The following is a 22435-nucleotide window of genomic DNA, read 5'->3' on the forward strand; positions in this document are numbered from 1 at the left end:
GGAGCCTCAGACCTGACGCTCGGCCTGCATCTTCTTGATTTCTGCGATGGCGCGTGCGGGCGAGAGGCCCTTGGGGCACACGTTGGCGCAGTTCATGATGGTGTGGCAGCGGTAGAGGCGGAAGGGATCTTCCAGCTCGTCGAGACGCTCGCCGGTCGTTTCGTCGCGGCTGTCGGCCAGCCAGCGGTAGGCCTGCAGCAGGATCGCCGGGCCGAGGAACTTGTCCGAATTCCACCAGTAGCTCGGGCACGAGGTGGAGCAGCAGGCGCACAGGATGCACTCGTAGAGGCCATCCAACTGCTCGCGCTGTTCGGGGCTCTGCAGGCGCTCCTTGCCCGAGGGCGTGGTCGAGACGGTCTGCAGCCAGGGGCGGATCGAGGCGTACTGCGCATAGAAATGCGTGAAATCGGGGACGAGGTCCTTGACCACGTCCATGTGCGGCAGCGGCGTGATGCGCACGTTGCCCTTCAGATCCTCGATCGCGGTGGTGCAGGCAAGGCCGTTGGCGCCGTTCATGTTCATGGCGCACGAACCGCAGATGCCTTCGCGGCAAGAGCGGCGGAACGTCAGCGTCGGGTCCATCTCGCTCTTCATCTTGATGAGCGCGTCGAGGACCATCGGGCCGCACTTGTCGAGATCGATCTCGAACGTGTCGTAACGCGGGTTCTCGCCCGAGTCCGGATCGTAGCGGTAGACGGTGAACTTCTTCACCTTGGTCGCACCTTCGGCCTTGTGGACCTTGCCCTGCTTCTTGATCCTGCTGTCGGCCGGGAGAGAGAACTGCGCCATGAAAAAATCCCCGTGATCTCGCAACTGCGGCATAAACCGCGACTACCGGTCCCCTCTAGCGATTCAGCCGCGCGGGGCAAGAGGCAGAGTGGCGGAATCGCAGATCGGCTTTCGATGGACCGTGGCGGACGCCGGGATGTGGGATGTTATGTTAACTATCTGATATAGAATAGTTTAATGTCTGGGTGCAGGGCCTTTCCGTGCGTGAAGCATCGAACCGGGAGCACGCAGCGCGGATTGGCCGGTACGCGAAAGCACCGTTCTCATTGTCATTTTTTCGTGGAGTCGCGCGGTCTTGGACGGCAGCCGGGCGTTACATGTGAAAGATGATCGTGTTGGAATTGGCGCTGCACGCGGTGGCGCCGCCGGGACGGTAGCTCCATTCGTACTTCACATTCTCGCCGATCGCCTGAGCGGCTTTCACGAAAATCAGCGCCGGATAGGCAATGACCGGGCGGACATTGGCCGTGTTGCCATCCGCGCCGATATCGTATTCGAGCTGGACCCAGCCTTCGAAACCCATTGCCGCCGCCGATTGGGGGTAGTCGCCATAGCCGACGTTGGTGCGGCGGATGGCGGGGGGCAGGCTGAGCAGGGCGCATTGCTCTTCCGTCAGCCCCGTCTTCTGGAAATTGGCCTTCGCGGCGGCCAGATCGCCGTCCTTTGCGGCCTTGTTCGCCAGCGTCATCCAGGCGATCTGGCGCAGCGGATGGTGCGCGTCGAGCCGGTCATCGTGCGCGACTTCGCCGATAACCTCGTCAGACTGCTTCAGCTTCTGTTTGATCGAGGTTCCTGCCGCGTAGAGGCGCAGGGTATCGGCCGCCAGCGGGTCTCCGGCGATTTCCGGCTGCTGCGCCAGCGCCAGCAAGGCTTCGCGTGTCCGGTCTGACATGCGGCCGTCTTCCTTTGCCAGCGCGACCTGGCGGGAAATGCGCAGCCAGTTCGCCTGCTCCACCGGAATCGGGCCGGTCCCGGCAAGGCTCAGCGCCGTGTCGATCCAGCCGGTCCGCTGTGTGACGGGGGCAATCGTGTCGTGGGCGAACAGCATCCCCAGGGCGGCAATGCGTGCATGCGCCGTGCCGCTTTCGTCCGAGGCGAGCCGGTGCAGCGTTTCCAGCATCGTCGCGCGATCCGGGATGCCCTGCGTGCCTGCGGGCAGCTGTTTGGCGGCCCAGGTCTGAAAGCGCCCGTTCAGCGGGGACCATAACCCCGGCCGGTCTGCAAAGGCCGTGCTGCACCGCAATTCGATACGGGTGAGCAGGCGGTAGAACGCGGGAATTTTGGCGGCGTCCTGCGGGTCCCAGTACCATTGCGACACGGCGCGTTCGAAAGCGGCGGCGACTTGCGGCCCCCCGCGCGAATAGACCGTGTGGGCATTGGTGACATAGCCATCCTCGCCAATGCCGAATTCCACGACGGCCACGTCATCGGGGCGCAGGCCGGTTTCGGTGCCGCACAGGGGCGGGGTCATCGATTTGCCCTTGGTGAAGGAGGCTTCCTCGAAACGCCCGGCGCCCGTGTAGGCGAGGTACTTGCGGGCCGCGTCGGTCTTGCCGGTGAGCATGGCCGCCATGGCCAGATCGCTGCGCAGCGAGACTTCGTTCAGCGTTGTGCGCAGGGACAGCCCGCCGCTGAGCGAAAGCGCTTGCTTGAGTTCGGTGTACGCCTCCTCGGACTTGCCCTGATTGAGCAGCACGCGGGCGTGCAGGGTGTGAAAGGCGGCCAGCGTGTCCTTGTTGGGTTCTTTTTGGGCGGAGAGGATCCGCAACCCTTCTGCTGCCGGTTCCAGCGCGGCGGCATCGCCATCGAACGCGGTCACTTTGGCCAGGCGGGAAAGAATGGTGAGGCGCGCAGGCCCTTTCCGTTTTTCCAGCGCCATTTGCAGATAGTGCTTGGCGCGCGGATAGTCGGAGCGTGCATAGGCCAGGACGCCCAGCATCTGCAGCGCTTCGGAAACGTCTGCGTCGAATTGCGGCCCGGCCTTCTGCAAGACAGGAAGCCCCAGGGCTATCGCCCGCTCGCCTTCGTCATGGCGGCCGAGCTTGGCCAGGCAAACGCCCTTGCGCACTGCGATCGCGGCGGCGGGCAGCGTGCCCGGTTTGACTTGGGGATTGCGCTCCAGCGCTTCGAACTGAGGCACTGCCTCGGCGCACTTCTCTGACAGGGCAAGATCGGTGGCCGTGTCGAAGCGCTGTTGCAGTGTGGGGGCCTTGGTCTCAGCCGGTGCTGCAGTTGTGGCGGCAGCTGCTGCAAGCAGCATCAGCGAAAGCATGGCATGTTCCCCTTGTACTTGCCCAACAGGCTTCGTTGGACGTAGTAATAAGGCATGCCGGAACTGTCTATCACGCGTTTGATTTTATTGGGCTTTGCCATGATTTCGTCATCTGTTCCGTCATGGGCGGCAAGCCGTTCGCACACGCTTGTCCTGTTTGGGGCGAGTTGGTGTGCACCTTGCCTCGTGGAACTGCGCGGCCTGAAAGCGCTGGCAGCGGCCGCGCCTTCAGACCGCATCGTGATCGCGTGGAGCGATACCGGTATCGAACGCCTCCGGTTCGACCGGCCGGAAACGGCCGAGATCGCCTCGATGGAACGGGCAGGGCGGTTGCGGCAGACTTATGCGCCGGACCTGGCCGGGTATCCTTATGCCGTGCTGCTCGATGCACAGGGCAGGGCATGCGCGCGCTGGGCCCGCCCGGTGACGCCAAAGGCCCTGACCGCCATGCGCCGCACTTGCGATCGCCGCGTGCCGTAACCGCAGGAGCGATGTGCCCGGGCGGCAAGGCTCTTGCGCGGACGGCCTGCGAAGTGCTTGCCTTGCGGCGGTATTTTATCGGGAGAGGTTGCGAAATGAGCGAATGGAATGCGCGCACGGCGGTGATCACCGGCGGCGGCCGCGGTTTCGGCAAGGCATTCGGTGTGGCGCTTGCGAAAGAAGGCGCGCATGTGGTGCTGGTGGATATCGATGCGGCGGAAGCGGACGCCGCCGCGGCGGACATCCGCGCCTCGGGCGGTTCGGCCGAAGGGCTGGGCGGCGATGTCACCAATGAAGCGCGCATGGCCGAAGTCATGGCGCAGGCGGCGAAGGCGAATGGCGGGATCGATCTGCTGGTCAATAACGCCGGGCTGCATTCGGACGAGTATGGCCAGCCGATCCTGAAAATGGGCCTGTCCAAGGTGCGCCGCCTGTTCGAGGTGAACGTGATCGGCGTGGCATGCTGCACACTGGCGGCGCATCCGCACATGAAGGGACGGGCAGGGGCCTCGATCGTCAATATTTCATCGAGTGCGGCGCATATGGGCGGTTCGGCCTATGGCGACAGCAAGCTGGCGGTGGCCGGGCTGACGATCACTTTCGCGCGCGAACTGGGCGTGGACGGCATTCGCGTGAATGCGATTTCGCCGGGCCTCATGCTGACCGACACGATCCGCAAGGAATTGCCCGAAGCGACCAAGGCGCGGGTGCAGGCGATGCAGCTTATCGCCGGAGACGGGCTGGAGCAGGATATCGTCGATGCGCTGCTCTATCTGGCTTCGAACAAGGCCCGCTTCGTGACCGGCGAAACGCTGCGCGTGACGGGCGGCATGGCAGCGGGCGTCTAGGCCGTAAACTCATAAACGGCACCACCGAGGTTTGAGGCAAAATGGCTCAGCGCAAGGAGAGAAGGCGAAGGAATATGTCGATATTTCAAGACTTCTCGACGCAGCGATGGGCCATTTTGGTCAAATCCCTTCGGGACGCCCGATTGGCTTCCATCTCGAACCAAAGCGCCCTTGAAAAGGCAACCAGCCTTCCCGGCGGGCGCCTCGGTGGTGCCGTTTATGAGTTTACGGCCTAGTATGACGGAACTGAACTTCGCATCACGATTTTCCGTCATCCCCGCGCAGGCGGGGATCCCGCTCTTGGCGGTATAGCGTAAGAAAAGATAGCGGGGCCCCCGCCTGCGCGGGGGCGACGACTTATGATATGAACTTCGTTTCCATCACACTAGAGCGTGATCACCTTTGAGTGAACTACTCGTCATTGCGAGCGAAGCGAAGCAATCCAGATTGGTGCCACTGCGCTTTGGATTGCTTTGGCCATTCGGGCCTTGCAATGACGATTCAAAGTAAAACTATCACGCTCTAGGACGAATTCGCAAACCTCCCGCGCATCTTCTCGATGGGCCGGCGCGGGGAAAACATGTGCGTACCAAAGAGAAAGGGCCCCTCGCAGGAGCGAGAGGCCCTTTTTCGATTTCAGGCGTTGACGCCCGGCTTAGTTGCCAAACGTGCGCTGCCACCAGCCGCGGCGCGGGGCTTCGCCGTCTTCGGATGCGTTCTCCGAAGCGGTTTCGGCACCGGCCTCGCTGTTGCCGTTGGCGTCGTTCGCAGCGGCCGGAACCTCGGCGGTTTCGGCGGCAGGGGCCTCTGCGGGTGCTTCCGGAGCCGGTTCGGCAGCCGGAGCGGCCTCTGCGGTATCGGCCTTCTTGCGGCGGGTGCGCTTGGGCTTGCCCGGAGCTTCCTCCGCAGCGGCTTCGGCGGCCGGAGCCTCGGCAGCCGGAGCAGCCTCTGCAGTGTCGGCCTTCTTGCGGCGTGTGCGCTTGGGCTTGGCCGGAGCCTCCTCGGCGGGCGCGTCAGCGGCAGGAGCCTCGGTGGCCGGAGCGGCCTCTGCGGTGTCGGCCTTCTTGCGGCGTGTGCGCTTGGGCTTGGCCGGGGCTTCCTCCGCAGGGGCTTCGGCGGCCGGTTCGGCAGCCGGAGCTTCCTCTGCCGCAGGGGCCGCCTTCTTGCGGCGGGTGCGCTTGGGTTTGGCCGGAGCCTCTGCCACAGGCGCCTCGGCTGCCGGAGCTTCCTCCGCAGGGGCTTCGGCGGCAGGCTCGGGAGCCGGAGCTTCCTCGGCAGCCGGTGCTTCCGCTGCAGGTTCGGAAACCTCTGCGGCTTCGGCGGTTTCATCCGCGTCTTCGCTGCCCTCTGCGCCTGCTTCGCCGTTCTCGCCATTGCGGCGGCCACGGCGGCGGCGGCCACCCCGGCGGCGGCGCTTGCGCGGTGCCTCGCCGTCTTCGCCTTCGGCGCTTACGGTCTCGGCGTCAGCTTCGTCCTCGGCGCCGTCTTCCTCGCTTTCGGCCTCGCTTTCGGCGGTGTCTTCGGCGCCCTGTTCGTCGCTGCGGTTGCGGTTGCGGCCACCCCGGCGGCGCTTGCGGCGCTTGCGGCGGCCCGAGCCATCGCCGTCATCGGACGCGCGATCCTGCGTGTCCTCGGCCTCGTCCTCATCCTCATCCTCTTCGGGATAGTCCTCGTCGATGTCTTCGGTAATCGGCTCGAAGCGGGGCACGAACTCGTTGCGCGGGCCCGACGACATGACGCGCATCTTGGCGCCTTCGTTCTCGCCTTCGGGGATCACTTCGACCGAAACGCCATAGTGCGCCTCGATGTCGGCGAGGTCCGAACGCTTGGCATTGAGCAAGTAGACGGCCGCTTCGGTGGAAGCGAACAGCGTGACGATCACGCCCTTGCCCTTGGCCGCTTCGTCCTCGATCAGGCGCAGCGCCGAAAGCCCGGCGGAGCTGGCGGTGCGGACCAGACCCGAACCGTCGCAGTGCGGGCAGGAGCGGGTGGTGGCTTCGAGCACGCCGGTGCGCAGGCGCTGGCGGCTCATTTCCATCAGGCCGAAGCTGGAAATGCGGCCGACCTGAATGCGCGCGCGGTCGTTCTTGAGCGCGTCCTTCATCGCCTTCTCGACCTTGCGGACGTTGGAGCCGTACTCCATGTCGATGAAGTCGATGACGACGAGGCCGGCCATGTCGCGCAGGCGCAGCTGCCGGGCGATTTCATGCGCGGCTTCGATGTTGGTGGCGACCGCCGTCTGCTCGATGCCGTGCTCCTTGGTCGAGCGGCCCGAGTTGATGTCGATCGAGACCAGCGCCTCGGTCGGGTTGATGACGATGTAGCCGCCGCTCTTGAGCTGCACGACCGGATCGTACATCGCGGTAAGCTGATCCTCGGCGCCATAGCGCTGGAACAGCGGCACCGGATCGGCATAGGGCTTCACCCGGCGCGCATGGCTGGGCATCAGCAGCTTCATGAAGTCCTTGGCGGCGCGGTAGCCTTCCTCGCCTTCTACAACCACTTCCTCGATATCGCGGTTGTAGATGTCGCGGATGGCGCGCTTGATCAGGTCGCTGTCCGAATGGATCAGCATGGGCGCGGCCGAATGGAGCGTCTTTTCGCGCAGCTCGTCCCACAGGCGGGCGAGATAGTCGAAATCGCGCTTGATCTCGGTCTTGGTGCGCTGGAGGCCGGCGGTGCGCACGATGCAGCCCATCGAGCGGGGCAGGCTCAGTTCCGAAATGATCGTCTTGAGCCGCTTGCGGTCGCTGGCCGAGCTGATCTTGCGGCTGATGCCGCCGCCATGGCTCGAATTGGGCATCAGCACGCAATAGCGGCCCGCGAGGCTGAGGTAGGTGGTCAGCGCCGCGCCCTTGTTGCCGCGCTCTTCCTTGACGACCTGCACCAGCAGCACCTGGCGGCGGTGGATGACGTCCTGGATCTTGTAGCGGCGGCGCAGGGCCAGACGCTTGGCGCGCGCTTCGTCGGCTTCCTTGGAGCGGCCCGAATTGCGGCGGCCACGGCCCCGGCCGCGGCGGCCGCGGTTGCCGGTGTCCTCGGCAGCGTCTTCCTCGCCTTCGCCGTTTTCGGAAAAGCCGTTTTCGACGTTGCCGTCCTCGATCGTGGCGACTTCGTCCTTTTCGGAAGTGTCGACTTCGGTCAGGCCGCCGTCGTCGAAGTCCTCGTTCTCGGCGTTGTCGTCATCGTCGTCGTCTTCCTCTTCGCTCGCGCGCAGTTCGGCTTCTTCGGCCAGCAGCGCGTCGCGGTCTTCCTTCGGAATCTGATAGTAGTCGGGGTGGATTTCGCTGAAAGCCAGGAAACCGTGACGGTTCCCGCCGAAATCGACAAAGGCCGCCTGCAGCGAAGGTTCGACGCGCGTCACCTTCGCCAGGTAGATGTTACCCTTTATCTGTTTGCGTTCGGTCGATTCGAAATCGAACTCTTCAATGCGGTTTCCCTTGAGTACCGCCACCCGCGTTTCTTCCGGGTGGCGCGCATCGATGAGCATGCGCGTTGCCATTGTGTGATCTCCATACGCGCCCGGTCCCGGCCGGATCAGCCTGGGAGGCGCGGTTCTGTTCAATGAGGCCCGATGGACGAATGCGGCCCGCGCCGGATGCGGCGGGAGGCTTCGTTCCAGGGGCTGAGGTAAAAACGAATTCGGGGCAATCCAGCGCCCCGGATGTAGCTAACGTATCGGCTGCAACGAAGGCAGCGTGCGTGTCTGCGAGAGGAAGATCGCGCGGCGAAATCGAACGCGCGGAGAATTGCGGCCATACCGCCCACGCCCTTTCGGGCATCGGCAGACAAAGCGGCAATTGACTTCTCATGGCTCGCATCAACCTGTTCGGATCCGGAAACGGATTTTCCGGTATCGAAGGCCCCGGGTTTGTGTGCCTGGCGGGTCCTTGTGTCCGGTGTCATCTGGTGATGCTTGTGCCGGATTGCTAGGACCGAAGGGCGTCATGGGCCCCGGGATGGGAATGGCCTAGCATTCAAGGCCGGTGACGGCAAGTTACTTGGCTGCGGCGCTTTTACCCTTGCGATGGTTACCCATTCCTTACCAGAGGTCTGGCCCAAAACCGTGGGAAGCCGCCAGGGCAGGATTGCCGTGTGCGCAATCTGTTCCTAGCAAGGCGGCCAATGTCGCGCATAATACAAACACTGGTGATCCTTTCCGCGCCCCTGGCGGTGCTGGTTGCCGTGTTCGTGATCGACAGGGCGGCGGGGATCGCCGGGGGCGGCGGCCGCTATGTGGTGCGCTTCGATTTGCCTAGCGTGAATGCGCCGGTGGGGCTGCCGCGGGTGGACGGGCCGCCCGATTCCAGCCGCCCGCTGGTGGTGATCGATCCGGGACACGGCGGTTTTGACCCCGGTGCGGGCGCGGATGCGGTGCGTGAAAAGGACGTGGCGCTGCAAATCGCGCGAGCGATCCGTAAGGATTTGCTGGACGGCGGCGGCATCCGCGTGGCGCTGACCCGCGATGCGGACCGTTTCGTGTCGCTGGGAGACCGGCCGGATATCGCCCGCAGGCTTCATGCCGATCTGTTCATCTCGATCCATGCCGACAGTGCGGAAAACGATTCGGCGCGCGGGGCGAGCGTCTATGTCCTGTCCGAGAAGGGATCGAGCCAGGCAGCCCGGCGCATTGCCGAGCGCGAAAACGGCGCCGGCCGGATCAACGGCGTTCCGATCTCTCAGGAAAATGCCAATGTCGGCGCGATCCTGCTCGATCTGTCGCAGCGCGGCGCGCAGGCGGGATCGGCCGATCTGGCCGGCCTGATCCTGCGCGAACTGCGCGAAGCGGATATCCGGCTGCACCATGGCCGGGTGGAAACCGCCGCGCTGGCGGTTCTCAAGGCGCCGGATATTCCCTCCGTCCTGTTCGAGACCGGCTATATCAACAATGCGCAGGACTATGCCTTCCTCAGTTCGAAGAAAGGGCAGGCCGTCATTGCCGGTGCGGCGGCGCAGGCCGTGCGCATCTATTTCGCCCGCAAAGCAGGCGTTTAAGATACTTCGTGTGGAGACGCTCATCGCATTTTCGCTCTTGGCATCTGGCCTTGCGCGAAACGGGCGTGCTAGAGGACCCGCGCAATGAGCGATCCGACCCAGAGTAACGGCGCCGGTTCCGGCGAGCAGCCGCCCGAAGACGCAAGCTTCCGCATCCGCCGCGAGGGCTCCGGCCCGTTCGGCGCGGTGGGCCGGATCTGGCGCGGCAGCAAGTGGCTGCGGCGTTTCAGCTATCTGTGCGTGCTGGGCCTGGTCGGGCTCGCCGGGTTCTGGATCGTGCTCACCCGCGATCTGCCCGATGCGCACAAGCTGCTGGAATACCAGCCGCCGCTGCCGACGATGGTGCGCGGCAGCGATGGCGAGATCATCTACAGCTATGCGCGCGAGCGGCGCGTTCAGCTGCGCTTCGCCGATTTTCCCAAGCCGCTGATCAATGCGTTTCTCTCGGCCGAGGACAAGACGTTCTGGAGCCATGGCGGCGTCGATGTGACCGGCCTTGCCGGAGCCGTGATCGATTATATTTCCAAATATGGGTCCGGGCAGCGCGCCCGCGGCGGCTCGACGATCACCCAGCAGGTGGCCAAGAACATCCTGATCGGGGACGAATATTCCGTCACCCGCAAGCTCAAGGAAATGATCGTCGCGCACCGTATCGAGGGGGTGCTGACCAAGCAGCAGATCCTCGAACTCTATCTCAACGAGATTCCGCTGGGGCGCCAGAGCTTTGGCGTGCAGGCTGCGGCACGGGCCTATTTCGGCAAGGACGTGAGCGATCTCGACCTGCACGAGACCGCGTTTCTGGCGATCCTGCCCAAGGCGCCTGAACGCTACGGCCGCAAGAAGTACGAGGACATGGCGATCACCCGGCGTAACTGGGTGCTGGACGAGATGGTCAAGAACGGCTGGGTTTCGCGCGCCGATGCCGATGCCGCCAAGGCCAAGCCGCTGGGCCTGATCCCGCGCCAGTCCGAAAGCTACGATCCGGCCAACGGCTATTTCGTCGAGGAAGTGCGCCGCCGCCTGATCGACCGCTATGGCGAAAAGGCCGAGGATGGCCCGAACAGCGTCTATGCCGGCGGGCTGTGGGTGCGCACCTCGCTCGATACGCAGATGCAGAAGGCCGTGCGGGCCTCCCTGCGCAAGGGGCTGCTGAGCTTTCATGGCCGCCGGGGCTGGAGCGGCGCGGTCGCGCATATCAAGAATCTGGAAAACTGGCAGACCCAGCTGATCGTTTCGAACAAGACGATCCACTACAAGAACTGGCGCGTCGGCGTCATTCTCGACAAGTCGGGCGATACCGGGCGGATCGGCTTTTCCGATGGCAATATCGCCACGCTGACGGACATTGCCGAAAAGGCGCGTGCCGGGGACTTCGTCGTCGCCGAGCCCGTGTCCGCGGGAACCTGGGCGCTGCGCACGATCCCCGAGGCTTCGGGCGGCATGATTATCGAGCAGCCCGCGAGCGGGCGCATTCTGGCGATGCAGGGCGGGTTCGATTTCGGGCTTGGCTCGTTCAACCGCGCCACGCAGGCCGAACGCCAGCCGGGCTCGACGATCAAGCCGTTCGTCTACGCCACCGCGCTGCAGAACGGCATGACACCGGCCACGCAAGTGCTCGATGGCACGTTCTGCGTCTATCAGGGCGCGAAGCTCGGCAAGAAGTGCTTCCGCAACTTCGGCGGTGAAGGCGGAGCAGGCAGCCATACCATGCGCTGGGGCCTGGAGCAGTCGCGCAACCTGATGACGGTGCGCATCGCCGATGACACCGGCATGCCCAAGGTGATCAAGACGTTCCACAACATGGGGATCGGTGATTACAAGCCGTACCTGTCCTTCGCGCTCGGCGCCGGGGAAACCACGGTGGCGCGCATGGTCAATGCCTATGCCTCGCTGGCGAACAACGGCGTGCAGTATCCTTCCTCGGTGATCGACTATGTGCAGGACCGTAACGGCAAGGTGATCTGGCGCTCCGATCCGCGCCATTGCGACGCGTGCAACATGCCCGAATGGGACGGCAAGCCGATGCCGCGCATCCAGCGCAAGGGCAAGCAGGTGATCGATGCGGATACCGCCTATCAGGTGATCCACATGCTCGAAGGCGTGGTCACGCGCGGCACCGCGGTGCGTCTGCGCAGCCTGAACCTGCCGCTGTTCGGCAAGACCGGCACCACCAACGGCCCGACCGACGTGTGGTTCATGGGCGGCAATCAGGACTACGTGGGCGGCGTCTACGTCGGTTACGACACGCCGCGCTCGCTGGGCGGCTGGGCGCAGGGCGGGCGCATTTCCGCGCCGATCTTCAAGGATGTGGTCGAAGCCACGCTGCCGCGCTGGAGCCACGATCCGCTGCTGGCGCCGCCGGGCATCCGCATGGTGCGCATCGACCGCGTGACCGGCAAGCCGGTGATGGGCGTGGAACCCAGCAATGCGCCCAAGGCTTCGGTGATCTGGGAAGCGTTCAAGCCGGACAGCGATCCGAACCAGTACGCCGCCGAGGATGAATTCACCCGCCGCCGGGACGCTCTGGTTGCGCAAGTCTCGCAGGCGCGTGAAGAGCGCGAAGCGGCAAAGGCGCGTGCCGCCGGAGTTCAGGCACAGGACTTTGCGGAGGAGCAGGGCGGGCTATACTGATTGCCGAGGGGCTCAGGACGGCAAACGTCCGGGTCCGGTTTTTTGGGAGAAAAGCACGATGCCCGGCCATCATCCGTCCTGTCATGCCCGCACTGCGCCCGATGCGCTGGCGCTGGTGGTTGCGGATACCGGCGAGACGCTGACCTACCGCCAGCTTGACGAAGGCTCCAACCGGGTGGCGCAACTGCTGCGCGCGCTGGGGCTGAAGCCGGGTGACCGCATCGCCGTGATGCTGCGCAACTCGCCCGAATTCGCCATGGTCTATTGGGGGGCGACGCGCTGCGGCTGTTTCGTCACGCTGCTTTCCACACACCTGAAACCGGCCGAAGCGTCCTACATTGTTGGCGATGCGGGGGCGAAAGTGCTGATCCTCTCCGCCTCGATCGGGGAAACGCCGCGCGCGCTGGCCAGTGACAGGGCGAGCCTCGCGCCGGGCGTGAGCCGGGTCTACTACGCGGGCGATCCCGTGGGGGAAGGGGGGCTTGCAGGCGCCGAGCCGCTGGCGGAGGCCCTGGCGGCGATGCCCGCCAAGCCGGTGGCGGACGAGATTTCCGGCTTTCACATGATCTATTCGAGCGGCACCACCGGGCGGCCAAAAGGCATTGTCCTGCCCTTCACGCCGGGCCCGATCGACGAGTTCAATGTGCTGGAAGGCGTGATGCCAATCTACCGCGAGCTGGACCCGCTGGTCTCGCTCAATGCCGGGCCGCTCTATCACGGCGCGCCGCTGTCCTGCATGGTCACGGCGCAGCGGCTGGGCGGGCTCTTCGTCACCCAGCGCAAGTTCGATGCCGAAGGTGTGCTCGCCGCGATCGAGAAGTACAAGGTGGGCGTGGCGCAGTTCGTGCCGACCATGTTCGTGCGGATGCTGGCGCTGCCGGACGAGGTGCGGGCAAGGTACGATCTCTCCTCGCTGCGCATGGCCGTCCATGCTGCCGCGCCGTGCCCGGTGGAGATCAAGCGCCGCATGATCGCGTGGTGGGGGCCGATCATCTTCGAATATTACGGCAGCACCGAAGGCGTGGGCGCCACCGCGATTACCTCACAGGAATGGCTCGAACGGCCGGGCTCGGTGGGCAAGTCCTCGCTCGGCCCGATCCATATCTGCGGCGAGGACGGGCGCGAACTGCCGCCCGGCGAAAGCGGCGTGGTCTATTTCGAGGCGCCGGGCGGGCGCAGTATCAACTACCTCAACGATGCCGAGAAATCGCGCAAGGCCACACATCCCGAACACGACACCTGGTTCGCGGTGGGCGACATCGGCAGGCTGGACGAGGACGGCTATCTCTACCTCACCGACCGCAAGGACTTCATGATCATTTCGGGCGGGGTGAACATCTATCCGCAGGCGATCGAGGATTGCCTGATCGTCCACCCGCAAGTGCTGGACGTGGCGGTGCTGGGCATTGCCGATCCCGAATATGGGGAGAAAGTGAAAGCGGTGGTTCAGCCCAAGGACTGGGCCGATGCCGGGCCCGTGCTGGAACAGGCACTGAAGGACTGGTGCCGCGAGCGTATTTCGCCGGTCACGGCACCGCGCGAATATGAATTCGTGCGCGAACTGCCGCGCCTGCCTTCGGGCAAGCTGGCCAAGCACGAGTTGCGCAAGCTTTATGGCAATCCGGTTGCCGTTGTCTGAGGGGAACGAGATGATGACACGATCCGCAAAGCGCGCCGCGCGGCGCTGGACCGCCACGGGCGCGGCGCTGCTGGCGCTGGCCTGCGCGCTTCCGGCGGTGGCCGATGCTCCCGCCATTGTGCCCTCCCATCCGCAGGCTGCCGAAGCGGATGCGCCTTACGTGCGGCCTGACGTGGCGGCCTATCTCAAGGCTTTCTACGCCGCGCCGAGGCCGCCGTTCTCGCGCGAGATGGTGATGAAGATCCACCAGATGCCGCCAGAGGCGCTGGCGGCCATGTCCAGGCAGGACCTGCCGGTGGGCGAGATGGCCGTGGTCAAGGACGTGACGATGCCCGGTCCCGGCGGACCGATGGCGCTGCGCCTGTTCGATACCCGCGCGGCCCGCGCACCAGGGCCGGTCGTGGTGTTCTACCACGGCGGCGGATACGTGCTGGGCAGCATCGACAGCCATGCGGGGATCGCGGCGGAAATCGCCCGCCAGCTCGATCTTCCGGTGGTTTCGGTCGAATACCGCCTCGCCCCGGAAAACCCGTTTCCCGCTGCCGTCGATGATGGCGAAGCGGCGGCGCGGTGGATCGCCGCGAACGGCAAGGCCTTCGGCCGCATGTTCACCGGCCTGATCCTCAGTGGAGACAGCGCGGGCGGCAATCTGACGCTGGTGACGGCGGCGGCGCTGCGTGACAAGCCTGCCGCGTTGCCGCTGGTCATGCAGATCCCGATCTATCCCGCCGCCGATTTCAGCCGGAAGTACCCTTCGGACAAGGCCTTTGCCGAAGGGTACATGCTCGACGAGAAGAGCATGGGGAATTTCGACGCACTCTATGCCGCCGATCCGCAAAGCCTGCGTGCCTCGCCGCTGCTGGGCGATCTTCACGGGCTGCCGCCGACGGTGCTGGTGACGGCCTCGCTCGATCCGTTGCGCGATCAGGGGCGGGCCTATGCCGCCAAGCTGATCGAGGCGGGCGTGCCCACGGCCTATTACGAAGGCAAGGGGCTGATCCACGGCTTCACGACCTTCCGCAAGGCGATCCCTTCGGCGCAGGACGATACCGTGGCCTTTCTTCGCATCGCCCGGACGATGCTGGATGAGACCTCAGCGCATTCAAAATGACATGATCGTGTCAAAATGACATAATCATGTCATGGAGAGAGGGCCCTTCGAGTCGCGTCACCCCCTCGTCGGTCTGGTCGATGAGACCATCCGGTTGAACAGCCGGTTGCGCAGCGTGTTCGCCGCCGCGCGGCAGGACAGTTCGCTCAACGATTCCGAGCAGATGGTGCTCAATGCCGTGGTAGAGGCCGGGAAGGCCCCCACAGTGGCCCAGATCGGCCGTTCGATGGGGCAGGCGCGCCAGCTTGTGCAGCGCGCGGCCAATGCCTTGCGCGATGGCGGGCTGATCGAAATGGCGGACAATCCCGATCACAAGCGCGCGCCGCTGCTGCGCCCGACCGCGCAGGGGCTGGCGCTCAAGCGCGAACTGGATGCGCGTGCCGATATCATTGCCGAAGAGCTGCTGCCCGCCGCCGATCTCGATTCGGTGCGAGAGGCGGCGCAGGCGCTGCGGGCCATACGCAGAAAGCTGGAAGCGCAGCTTCGCACGCGCTGAAGCGGAGAGGATGCCGGAGAGAACAATGGAAGCCGATCTCGACAAACTGGCGCCGGTGGGGCCGCTTACCGAATGGCTCGATGCCCATGTGCCCGAACTGGGCAGCGGGCCGCTCAGGACTTCGCTGCTTTCGGGCGGCACCTCCAATGTCGTGCTCACGCTCGACCGCGGCGAAAAGCCCATGGTCATGCGCCGCCCGCCCGAAGTGCCGCCGCCGGGCGCCGAGCGGGGCGTGCTGCGCGAGGCGCGTATCCTTACTGCGCTCAATCAGACGGATGTGCCGCATCCGGTCTGCTATGGCTCCTGCCCGGACGATAGCGTGGCGGGCGCGCCGTTCTATGTGATGGAGAAGGTCGATGGCTGGGCTCCCAACCTGCGCGACGAGAAAATCCATAACGAGCCGCCGTTCGACCGGATGCCTTATGAATACGGCATCCCCTTTGCCATCGTCGATGGCCTCGTGAAGCTGGCGAACGTCGATTACGAAGCGATTGGCCTTGGCGATTACGGCAAGCCGGGCAAGTTCCTCGAACGGCAGGTGGACCGCTGGTCCGGCCAGCTCGCGAGCTACAAGGAGCGCTACGGCTATGAAGGGCGCACGCTGGAAGGTTATGCCGAAACCGAGGCATGGCTGCGCGGTGCCAAGCTGCCCGAGGAAGTGCGCGGCATCATCCACGGCGATGTCGGCACGCCCAACATGATGTTCCAGTGGGGCCCGCCCGCGCGCCTTGCCGCGATGATCGACTGGGAGCTTTCCACCATTGGCGATCCGATGATCGACATCGGCTGGTTCACTGGCGGCATGCGCGACGAGGAGAACCCGGACAAGGAATTCCCGGGCGCGCTCAACAATCCCGGGCACTTCCCCACCCGGCAGGAACTGGCGCGCTACTACTGCGCCGGGACGGGCCGGAATATAGAGGATTTCCGCTGGTTCTCGATCCTTTCGCGGTTCAAGTCGGGCTGCCTTCTCGAATACAAGGTGGCGCAGGCCGAGGCCGGAATCCTCTCGAAGGACACCGGGCGCTTCTTCGCGCGGATTGTCGAGAACGTGTTCGGGGAAACCGCCGCCGAAGTGCGGAGGCTGTCATGAAATCCTCCCCGGTACGGGGAGGGGGACCGTCCGCGAAGCGGATGGTGGAGGGGACTCTCGTACGCACGCAAGGCTGCGCATGGACGCCAATCCCCTCCACCATGCTTCGCATGGTCCCCCTCCCCCGCAGGGGGAGGACAGGAGAGATGCCATGATCGATTTCAGTGTCGAACCCGAATTCCAGGCCAAGCTGGACTGGATGGACCAGTTCGTCCGCACCGAATGCGAGACGATGGACCTGCTGTTTCCCGAACAGGGCGCGCAGTTCGATCCGGGGTACACGGCAGCCAAGCGCCATCTGAAGCCGCTGCAGGAGGAAGTGAAACGTCAGGGCCTCTGGGCCTGCCACCTCGGCCCGCATCTGGGAGGGCCCGGTTACGGGCAGGTCAAGCTGGCGCTGATGAACGAGATTCTCGGCCGCGCACAATGGGCGCCCACGGTCTTCGGCACCGCCGCGCCCGATACCGGCAATGCCGAAATCCTCGCGCTGTTCGGCACGCCCGAGCAGAAGCAGCGCTATCTCGGCCCGCTGATGGACGGCGAGATCGTCTCGTGCTTTTCGATGACCGAGCCGCAGGGCGGGTCCGATCCGGACGTGTTCACCTGCTCGGCCACGCTGGATGGCGACGAATGGGTGATCGAGGGGGAGAAGTGGTTCTCCTCCAACGCCAAGTTCGCGTCGTTCCTGCTGGTGATCGCCGTCACCGATGCCGATGCGCCGCTGACCGAGCGTATGAGCATGTTCGTGGTCCCCACCGAAACGCCGGGGATAGAGATCGTGCGCAATGTCGCCATCGCGGGCGACTTCGATCCAGAGAACGGTCACCACGCCCATATCCGCTACAACAAGGTGCGCGTGCCGCGCGATCACATGCTGGGCGAACGCGGCGGCGGCTTCAAGGTGGCGCAGGCGCGGCTGGGCGGCGGGCGCATTCACCACGCCATGCGCACGGTGGGCATGTGCAACCGCGCGCTCGACATGATGCTCGAACGGGCGGTCTCGCGCACCACCAAGGGCAAGATGCTGGGCGAGCACCAGATGGTGCAGGAAAAGATCGCCGATGCCGTGATCGAGCTGGAGCAGTTCCGCCTCCTGGTGCTCAAGACCGCATGGATGATCGACGAGGTCGAGGCGGGCCGCATGAAGCACGGCGCGCCGCGCAAGCATATCGGCATGTGCAAGGTGGCGATGGCATCGGTCTATGCCAGCGTGGTGGGCAAGGCGCTGGAGATCCACGGATCGCTGGGCATCTCGCTCGATATGCCGCTGGCCAAGTGGTATGGCGGGCACATGTCGCTCGCCTTTGCCGATGGCCCGACCGACGCGCACAAGTCGCAGCTTGCCCGCGCCTACCTGAAGCGCCCGAAACCGGCGGAGGGGATGTTCCCCAGCGAACATATCCCGACGCGCACGGCGGCCGCACTGGCGCGCTATCCGCATGCGCGGGAGTCTTGAAGGTGGCGTTCAACATCCCCCTCGTCATGGCGAGGCCGCAGGCCGAAGCCATCCAGGGCGGTTTGCCTGTGCTCTGGATGGCCGCGTCGGCTTCGCCTCCTCGCCATGACGAAGCCTTGAGGATCGGAGAATAGATATGGACCCGCTGTTCGATTTCACCGGCAAGGTCGCGCTCGTCACCGGCGGTTCGCGCGGGCTGGGCTATCAGATGGTGAAAGCCTTCGCCGAGCGCGGCGCCGACGTGATCATCGTCAGCCGCAAGCTCGAAAACTGCGAGGCGGTGGCGGAGGAATGCCGCGCGCTGGGCGTGCGGGCCATGGCGCTGTCCGCTCATGCCGGCCGCTGGGACGAATGCACCGAACTGGTCGAGCGGGCGTGGGAAGCCTTCGGGCGTGTGGATATCCTTGTGAACAACGCGGGGATGAGTCCGGCACAACCGAGCCACGAAGTCACCGAGAAGCTGTTCGACTCCGTGGTGAACCTCAACTTCAAGGGGCCGTTTCGCATCGCCAGCCTGATGGCGCACCGCATGGCCGAAGGGGAGGGCGGGTGCATCATCAATGTCTCGTCCTCGGGATCGATGATGCCTTTGCCGAAGACCGTGCCTTACGGTTCGTCCAAGGCGGCGCTCAATGCGATGAGCAAGAGCCTCGCCTGGGAATACGCGCCCAAAGTGCGGGTGAACACGCTTTCGCCCGGGGCCTTCCGCACCGATATCGTCGAGGCCTGGCCGGACAAGGGCAGGGGCCCGATCCCCACCCCGCGCGGCCATGCCGCCGAGCCGGAAGAGATCGTCACCGCCGCGCTGTTTCTGGCGAGCCCGGCTTCGGCGAACGTCACGGGTTCGCTGGTCCGCTGCGATGGTGGCCAGCATTGAACAACGCGCCGCCCCGAAGGCGGTGGCTCATCGATCTCCCCTCCCGCTTGCGGGAGGGGCCGGGGGAGGGCCTGTCCCCAAGCACCGCGCCGCGAACACGCCTTCCCGCAAGCGGGAGGGGGATGGGTTGACCAGGTCACTGCGTTTCTTGGGAGATTTTCGATGCCTCTTGCTGTAATCGGCCACCAGTTCGGCCCACCCGAAAGCTACACGCTCGAACCGTTCGACCCCGGTCCGCCACAGGAAGGCGAAGTGCGCGTGGCGATCAAGGCGGCGGGCGTGTCCTACGTCGATGTGCTGACGGCCATGGGCAAATACCAGTTCAAGCCGCCGCTGCCCTTCATCCCCGGCAGCGAGGCGGCGGGCGTGGTCGAGGCGGTGGGGCCGGGCGTCACCCATTTGGCCGAGGGGGACCGTGTGTTCTGCGGCGGACTGGGCGGACTCTTTGCGCAGGCGAACAATTTCCGCGCCGCCAACATGGCCAAAGTGCCCGATGCGATGAGCTTCGAGCAGGCCGCCGTCTTCCCGGTCAACTACCAGACCGCCTATTACGCGCTGGCCGATCGCGGCCGCGCGCAGCCGGGCGAGACGCTGCTGGTGCTCGGCGCGGCGGGCGGGACGGGCTATGCGGCGATCCAGGTGGGCAAGCATCTGGGCCTGCGCGTCATCGCCTCGGCCTCCAGCCCGGTGAAGCAGATGGCCGCGCGCGAAGGCGGGGCCGATGCCGTGGTAACGACGGGCGCGGAAGACTGGCGCGATCAGGTGATGGCGGCGAACGGCGGAAAACCGGTCGATCTGGTGTTCGATCCGGTCGGCGGCGAGGCGCTGGAACCGGCCTTCCGCTGCCTCGGCTACGACGGGCGTCATCTGGTGATCGGCTTTACCGCCGGGATCGCCTCGCTCAGGACTAATCTGGCGCTGCTCAAGAGCGCCAGCCTCGTTGGCGTACAGATGCGCGATCACGCGCTCAAACGGCCCGAAGAAGCAGAGGCGATGCGGCGCACGGTTATCGAACTGGCGGGAGAGGGCACCTTCCGCCCGCTGATCGCCCAGCGCTATCCGCTGGCGGACTATGCGGCGGCCATGAATGCGGCGTTTTCCGGCAAGGCGGCGGGCCGCGTGGTTATCCTGATGGATTGAAGGTCCGGAATAGGGCATTTTGTTCCAACGTAACCGGACAATTAACCGGCTGCATTAAAACCGCGTTACCTGCGTGCCCATAGATATGGGTAAGGTTCGTTAACACCCGGGGAGCAGCGATGCCGGCATTGACTGCACGCAGTTTGACAGTGCGCTATCTTGCGGCGCTGGGGCTGGTCGCTTTCCTGTCCATCACCTTGCATTTCGTCGTGAAGGACATGTTGCGGACCAGCGAAGGTTCGGCGGAAATCATCAACATGAGCGGGCGCCAGCGCATGCTCTCGCAGCGGATCGTCAGTCTGGCCCTGGAACTGGACAAGGGGGACGAGGCCGCGCGGGCGCCGATGAAAGCGGCGATAGAGCAGTTCGGCACCGCCCATGGCAAGCTGTTGCGTGCGGCGGGAGAGGACATCGGAAACTCGGCGGAGCAAGCACGTCTGCGGGATACCTATTTCGGAGCGGCGGGGGTGGACAAGGCCCTGAAAGCCTATCTCGCTGCAGCCCGGCGCATTGCCGCCAGCCCGCAGGACGCGGCAGGGCCCGAGGCGGAGCAGCGCGCGGCCGATCTCGCGTTTCTGGTATCCTCCGCGCGCGGGCCGCTGCTCGATGGGCTGGAACAGGTCGTGGCGATCCATCAGGCCATAAGCGAGGAGCACATACGGCTTCTGCAACTGATTCAGCGGGGCATCGTCACGGTTATCGTGCTTACGCTGCAGATCGAGGCGTTGTTTATTTTCCGGCCGATGGTGAAGCGCATTTCCGGCTATGTCCGCCAGTTGATGGAGCTGGCGGACCGCGATTATCTGACCGGCGTCTCCAACCGGCGGGCTTTCACCGATCTGGCGCGAACCGAAATCCAGCGCGCGCGGCGGTACAAGCGCAGTCTGTCGATCCTGCTGGTCGATGCCGATCATTTCAAACAGATCAACGATGTCCATGGCCATCTGGCAGGCGATGCGGTGCTGGTGTCGCTGGGCAAGGCGCTGGAGAACGGCGCACGCCGCGAAGACATTCTGGGGCGCATCGGCGGCGAGGAATTTGCCATGCTGCTGCCGGAAACGCCCTTGCCGGAAGCGCGCGAAGTGGCCGACCGTCTGCGCCGCGCGATCGCGGGGCAGCCGGTCAATGCTCATGGCAAGTCGATCGAAGTGACAGTCAGCATCGGCATTGCCAGCGTTCCGCTCGACGCCGAGGATCCGCTGACGGCGGCCATGGGGACGGCGGATTCGATGCTTTACAAGGCCAAGGAGGCCGGGCGGAACTGCGTTTGGCCGCAGCTGACGCAGGTCGATGCCGATAGCGGTGTGCGCAACTTGCGTGGCTGAGGGGCCCTGATTGTGCCGTTTGTGCGTTTACGGCCGAATATAGTGAAAACGAAGTTCCGATCCCTATTCTTCGTCATCCCCGCGAAGGCGGGGATCCCGCTCTTCGTGGCGTGATCTAAGAAAAAGGGAGCGGCCCCCCTGCCTTCGCAGGGGCGGCGAACATGCAGTGAACTTCAGTTCCAGACGATTAGTCGTCAGATCCAGATCAGTTCTCCGCCCGGTATTGCTGCGGCGTCATCCCGGTCCAGCGTTTGAAGGCGCGCCCGAAGCTGGTCTGTTCGCCATAGCCGAGCCGGTCGGCGATCTCGTCGAGCGAAAGGCGGCGGCCGGACAGATGCGCCTTGGCCAGCGTTTCGCGCTGTTTCTCCACCAGTTCGGAAAACTTCGCGCCTTCGGCCGAGAGGCGCGATTGCAGTGTGCGCACGGACATGCCGGTCTTTTCCGCGCAGCGCTCGATCGAGCAGGTGCCGCGAGCGAGAGAGCCGCGGATGAAGCTGTTCACCTTGTCGATGATCGACTGGCTGTGTTCTGATTTCACGCGCTGCAGATAAGAGCCCAGCAGCTTGTAGAGCAGGCGGTTGGCGCTTGGCACCGGCTGTTCGAGCGCGCGTACCGGAAAGGCCACAGAATTGCGCGGCGAGCGGCCCAGGACCCGGCAGCCCAGCGTCTTTTCGATCTCCGGCAAGTCCCGCGCCAGCGGATCGGCGGAGAGGCTCACCCAACTCGGATGGAACGCGGGGCCGCCGATCGCCTGCAACAGCTTCAGGTTGAGCATCGCCGCCTGATAATTGGCCTGGTCGTTCACGCCGATATCGGTGTTGACCAGCCAGGTCAGTTCGGCGGTTTCGCGTCCCTCGATCAGCACTACCTCGCAATCGGGCGCATGGGCGACGGGCAGGAACTCGATCAGGCAGCGGATCCCCGCGCGCACCGTAGGGGCGGAGCGGCACAGAGCGGTAACGCAGCCGAATACTTCGGGGTCCTGCACCGTGGCGATGTGGAGGCCGAACAGCGGATCGTCGAACAGGGTGCCGCAATATTCGAAAGTATCGGCCATCTGTTGCGGCGTAATCAGGCTCTCGGGATCGGTCAGCACCCGCGCTTCCATGCCGTGCCGCTCGACGATGCCGCGCGCGTCCCGCCCGTAATTGCGCGCCATCTGCGCCAGCCCGCTGAAATTGGCCGAGCGCACCTGGCCGCTGCCGGGCGCGACGTCCAGCGGTCCATCCAGACTGAAGAAGCTGCTTTCGCCCATGGCTGTCCTCACCACCGTTCGCGGGGTG

General features: G+C 64.9%; 16 protein-coding genes. 12 read left to right on the forward strand and 4 right to left on the reverse strand.

The annotated features are described in order from the left end of the window. Positions 1–6: 6 nt before the first annotated feature. Complete coding sequence (locus MTR66_RS10830; protein ID WP_243920828.1) at positions 7–789, reverse strand: succinate dehydrogenase iron-sulfur subunit; 783 nt, start codon at positions 787–789, stop codon at positions 7–9. Between the two features lie 313 nt (positions 790–1102). Then, positions 1103–3061 (reverse strand): energy transducer TonB, encoded by a 1959-nt coding sequence (locus MTR66_RS10835; protein WP_243920830.1) that lies wholly within the window; start codon positions 3059–3061, stop codon positions 1103–1105. Between the two features lie 186 nt (positions 3062–3247). Here MTR66_RS10835 and MTR66_RS10840 point away from each other — a divergent pair, with 186 nt between their 5' ends. Next, entirely contained in the window at positions 3248–3541 is a 294-nt protein-coding gene (locus MTR66_RS10840; protein ID WP_243920832.1) for a hypothetical protein, read from the forward strand. 95 nt (positions 3542–3636) lie between these two features. After that, complete coding sequence (locus tag MTR66_RS10845; protein WP_243920834.1) at positions 3637–4389, forward strand: SDR family NAD(P)-dependent oxidoreductase; 753 nt, start codon at positions 3637–3639, stop codon at positions 4387–4389. A gap of 655 nt (positions 4390–5044) precedes the next feature. Here MTR66_RS10845 and MTR66_RS10850 read toward each other — a convergent pair. Next, entirely contained in the window at positions 5045–7891 is a 2847-nt protein-coding gene (locus tag MTR66_RS10850; RefSeq protein ID WP_243920836.1) for an Rne/Rng family ribonuclease, read from the reverse strand. Between the two features lie 623 nt (positions 7892–8514). On the opposite strand from MTR66_RS10850, the gene MTR66_RS10855 reads away from it, so the two are divergent. The 10 genes from MTR66_RS10855 (at position 8515) to MTR66_RS10900 (ending at position 21152) form a co-directional block, all read left to right on the forward strand. Further along, positions 8515–9384, forward strand: coding sequence for an N-acetylmuramoyl-L-alanine amidase family protein (locus MTR66_RS10855; RefSeq protein ID WP_243920838.1), 870 nt, complete (start codon positions 8515–8517; stop codon positions 9382–9384). An 84-nt stretch (positions 9385–9468) separates the two neighbouring features. Then, positions 9469–12015 (forward strand): penicillin-binding protein 1A, encoded by a 2547-nt coding sequence (locus MTR66_RS10860; RefSeq protein ID WP_243920840.1) that lies wholly within the window; start codon positions 9469–9471, stop codon positions 12013–12015. A 58-nt stretch (positions 12016–12073) separates the two neighbouring features. Next, a complete protein-coding gene (locus tag MTR66_RS10865) occupies positions 12074–13654 on the forward strand; it encodes an AMP-binding protein (RefSeq protein WP_243920842.1) in 1581 nt (526 codons plus the stop codon). 10 nt (positions 13655–13664) lie between these two features. Continuing rightward, entirely contained in the window at positions 13665–14765 is a 1101-nt protein-coding gene (locus MTR66_RS10870; protein ID WP_243920844.1) for an alpha/beta hydrolase, read from the forward strand. Between the two features lie 31 nt (positions 14766–14796). Continuing rightward, positions 14797–15261, forward strand: a complete 465-nt coding sequence (locus tag MTR66_RS10875) for a MarR family winged helix-turn-helix transcriptional regulator (RefSeq protein ID WP_243920846.1) — start codon at positions 14797–14799, stop codon at positions 15259–15261. A gap of 10 nt (positions 15262–15271) precedes the next feature. Then, complete coding sequence (locus MTR66_RS10880; RefSeq protein WP_243920848.1) at positions 15272–16354, forward strand: phosphotransferase family protein; 1083 nt, start codon at positions 15272–15274, stop codon at positions 16352–16354. 151 nt (positions 16355–16505) lie between these two features. Then, positions 16506–17810, forward strand: a complete 1305-nt coding sequence (locus tag MTR66_RS10885; RefSeq protein ID WP_243920850.1) for an acyl-CoA dehydrogenase family protein — start codon at positions 16506–16508, stop codon at positions 17808–17810. 136 nt (positions 17811–17946) lie between these two features. Next, positions 17947–18687: an SDR family NAD(P)-dependent oxidoreductase gene (locus tag MTR66_RS10890; protein WP_243920852.1), complete on the forward strand. Its 741-nt coding sequence runs from the start codon at positions 17947–17949 to the stop codon at positions 18685–18687. A gap of 162 nt (positions 18688–18849) precedes the next feature. Next, positions 18850–19827: an NADPH:quinone oxidoreductase family protein gene (locus MTR66_RS10895; RefSeq protein WP_243920853.1), complete on the forward strand. Its 978-nt coding sequence runs from the start codon at positions 18850–18852 to the stop codon at positions 19825–19827. Between the two features lie 119 nt (positions 19828–19946). Then, entirely contained in the window at positions 19947–21152 is a 1206-nt protein-coding gene (locus tag MTR66_RS10900) for a diguanylate cyclase (RefSeq protein WP_243920855.1), read from the forward strand. Positions 21153–21357: 205 nt separating this feature from the next. Here MTR66_RS10900 and MTR66_RS10905 read toward each other — a convergent pair whose 3' ends face one another. Further along, positions 21358–22407, reverse strand: coding sequence for a helix-turn-helix transcriptional regulator (locus MTR66_RS10905; protein WP_243920857.1), 1050 nt, complete (start codon positions 22405–22407; stop codon positions 21358–21360). Positions 22408–22435: the final 28 nt, after the last annotated feature.

The sequence above is a fragment of the Novosphingobium beihaiense genome, assembly GCF_022832375.1.
GTDB classification, from domain to species: Bacteria; Pseudomonadota; Alphaproteobacteria; order Sphingomonadales; family Sphingomonadaceae; genus Novosphingobium; species Novosphingobium beihaiensis.

What these genes read in the sequence shown, in the direction of transcription:
- MTR66_RS10880 (WP_243920848.1), top strand. Translation starts at nt 15,272, where the DNA reads ATGCCGGAGAGAACAATGGAAGCCGATCTCGACAAACTGGCGCCGGTG.
- MTR66_RS10895 (WP_243920853.1), top strand. Translation starts at nt 18,850, where the DNA reads ATGCCTCTTGCTGTAATCGGCCACCAGTTCGGCCCACCCGAAAGCTAC.
- MTR66_RS10900 (WP_243920855.1), top strand. Translation starts at nt 19,947, where the DNA reads ATGCCGGCATTGACTGCACGCAGTTTGACAGTGCGCTATCTTGCGGCG.
- MTR66_RS10875 (WP_243920846.1), top strand. Translation starts at nt 14,797, where the DNA reads ATGGAGAGAGGGCCCTTCGAGTCGCGTCACCCCCTCGTCGGTCTGGTC.
- MTR66_RS10830 (WP_243920828.1), bottom strand. Translation starts at nt 789, where the DNA reads ATGGCGCAGTTCTCTCTCCCGGCCGACAGCAGGATCAAGAAGCAGGGC.
- MTR66_RS10850 (WP_243920836.1), bottom strand. Translation starts at nt 7,891, where the DNA reads ATGGCAACGCGCATGCTCATCGATGCGCGCCACCCGGAAGAAACGCGG.
- MTR66_RS10845 (WP_243920834.1), top strand. Translation starts at nt 3,637, where the DNA reads ATGAGCGAATGGAATGCGCGCACGGCGGTGATCACCGGCGGCGGCCGC.
- MTR66_RS10890 (WP_243920852.1), top strand. Translation starts at nt 17,947, where the DNA reads ATGGACCCGCTGTTCGATTTCACCGGCAAGGTCGCGCTCGTCACCGGC.
- MTR66_RS10885 (WP_243920850.1), top strand. Translation starts at nt 16,506, where the DNA reads ATGATCGATTTCAGTGTCGAACCCGAATTCCAGGCCAAGCTGGACTGG.
- MTR66_RS10860 (WP_243920840.1), top strand. Translation starts at nt 9,469, where the DNA reads ATGAGCGATCCGACCCAGAGTAACGGCGCCGGTTCCGGCGAGCAGCCG.
- MTR66_RS10835 (WP_243920830.1), bottom strand. Translation starts at nt 3,061, where the DNA reads ATGCTTTCGCTGATGCTGCTTGCAGCAGCTGCCGCCACAACTGCAGCA.
- MTR66_RS10905 (WP_243920857.1), bottom strand. Translation starts at nt 22,407, where the DNA reads ATGGGCGAAAGCAGCTTCTTCAGTCTGGATGGACCGCTGGACGTCGCG.
- MTR66_RS10855 (WP_243920838.1), top strand. Translation starts at nt 8,515, where the DNA reads ATGTCGCGCATAATACAAACACTGGTGATCCTTTCCGCGCCCCTGGCG.
- MTR66_RS10870 (WP_243920844.1), top strand. Translation starts at nt 13,665, where the DNA reads ATGATGACACGATCCGCAAAGCGCGCCGCGCGGCGCTGGACCGCCACG.
- MTR66_RS10865 (WP_243920842.1), top strand. Translation starts at nt 12,074, where the DNA reads ATGCCCGGCCATCATCCGTCCTGTCATGCCCGCACTGCGCCCGATGCG.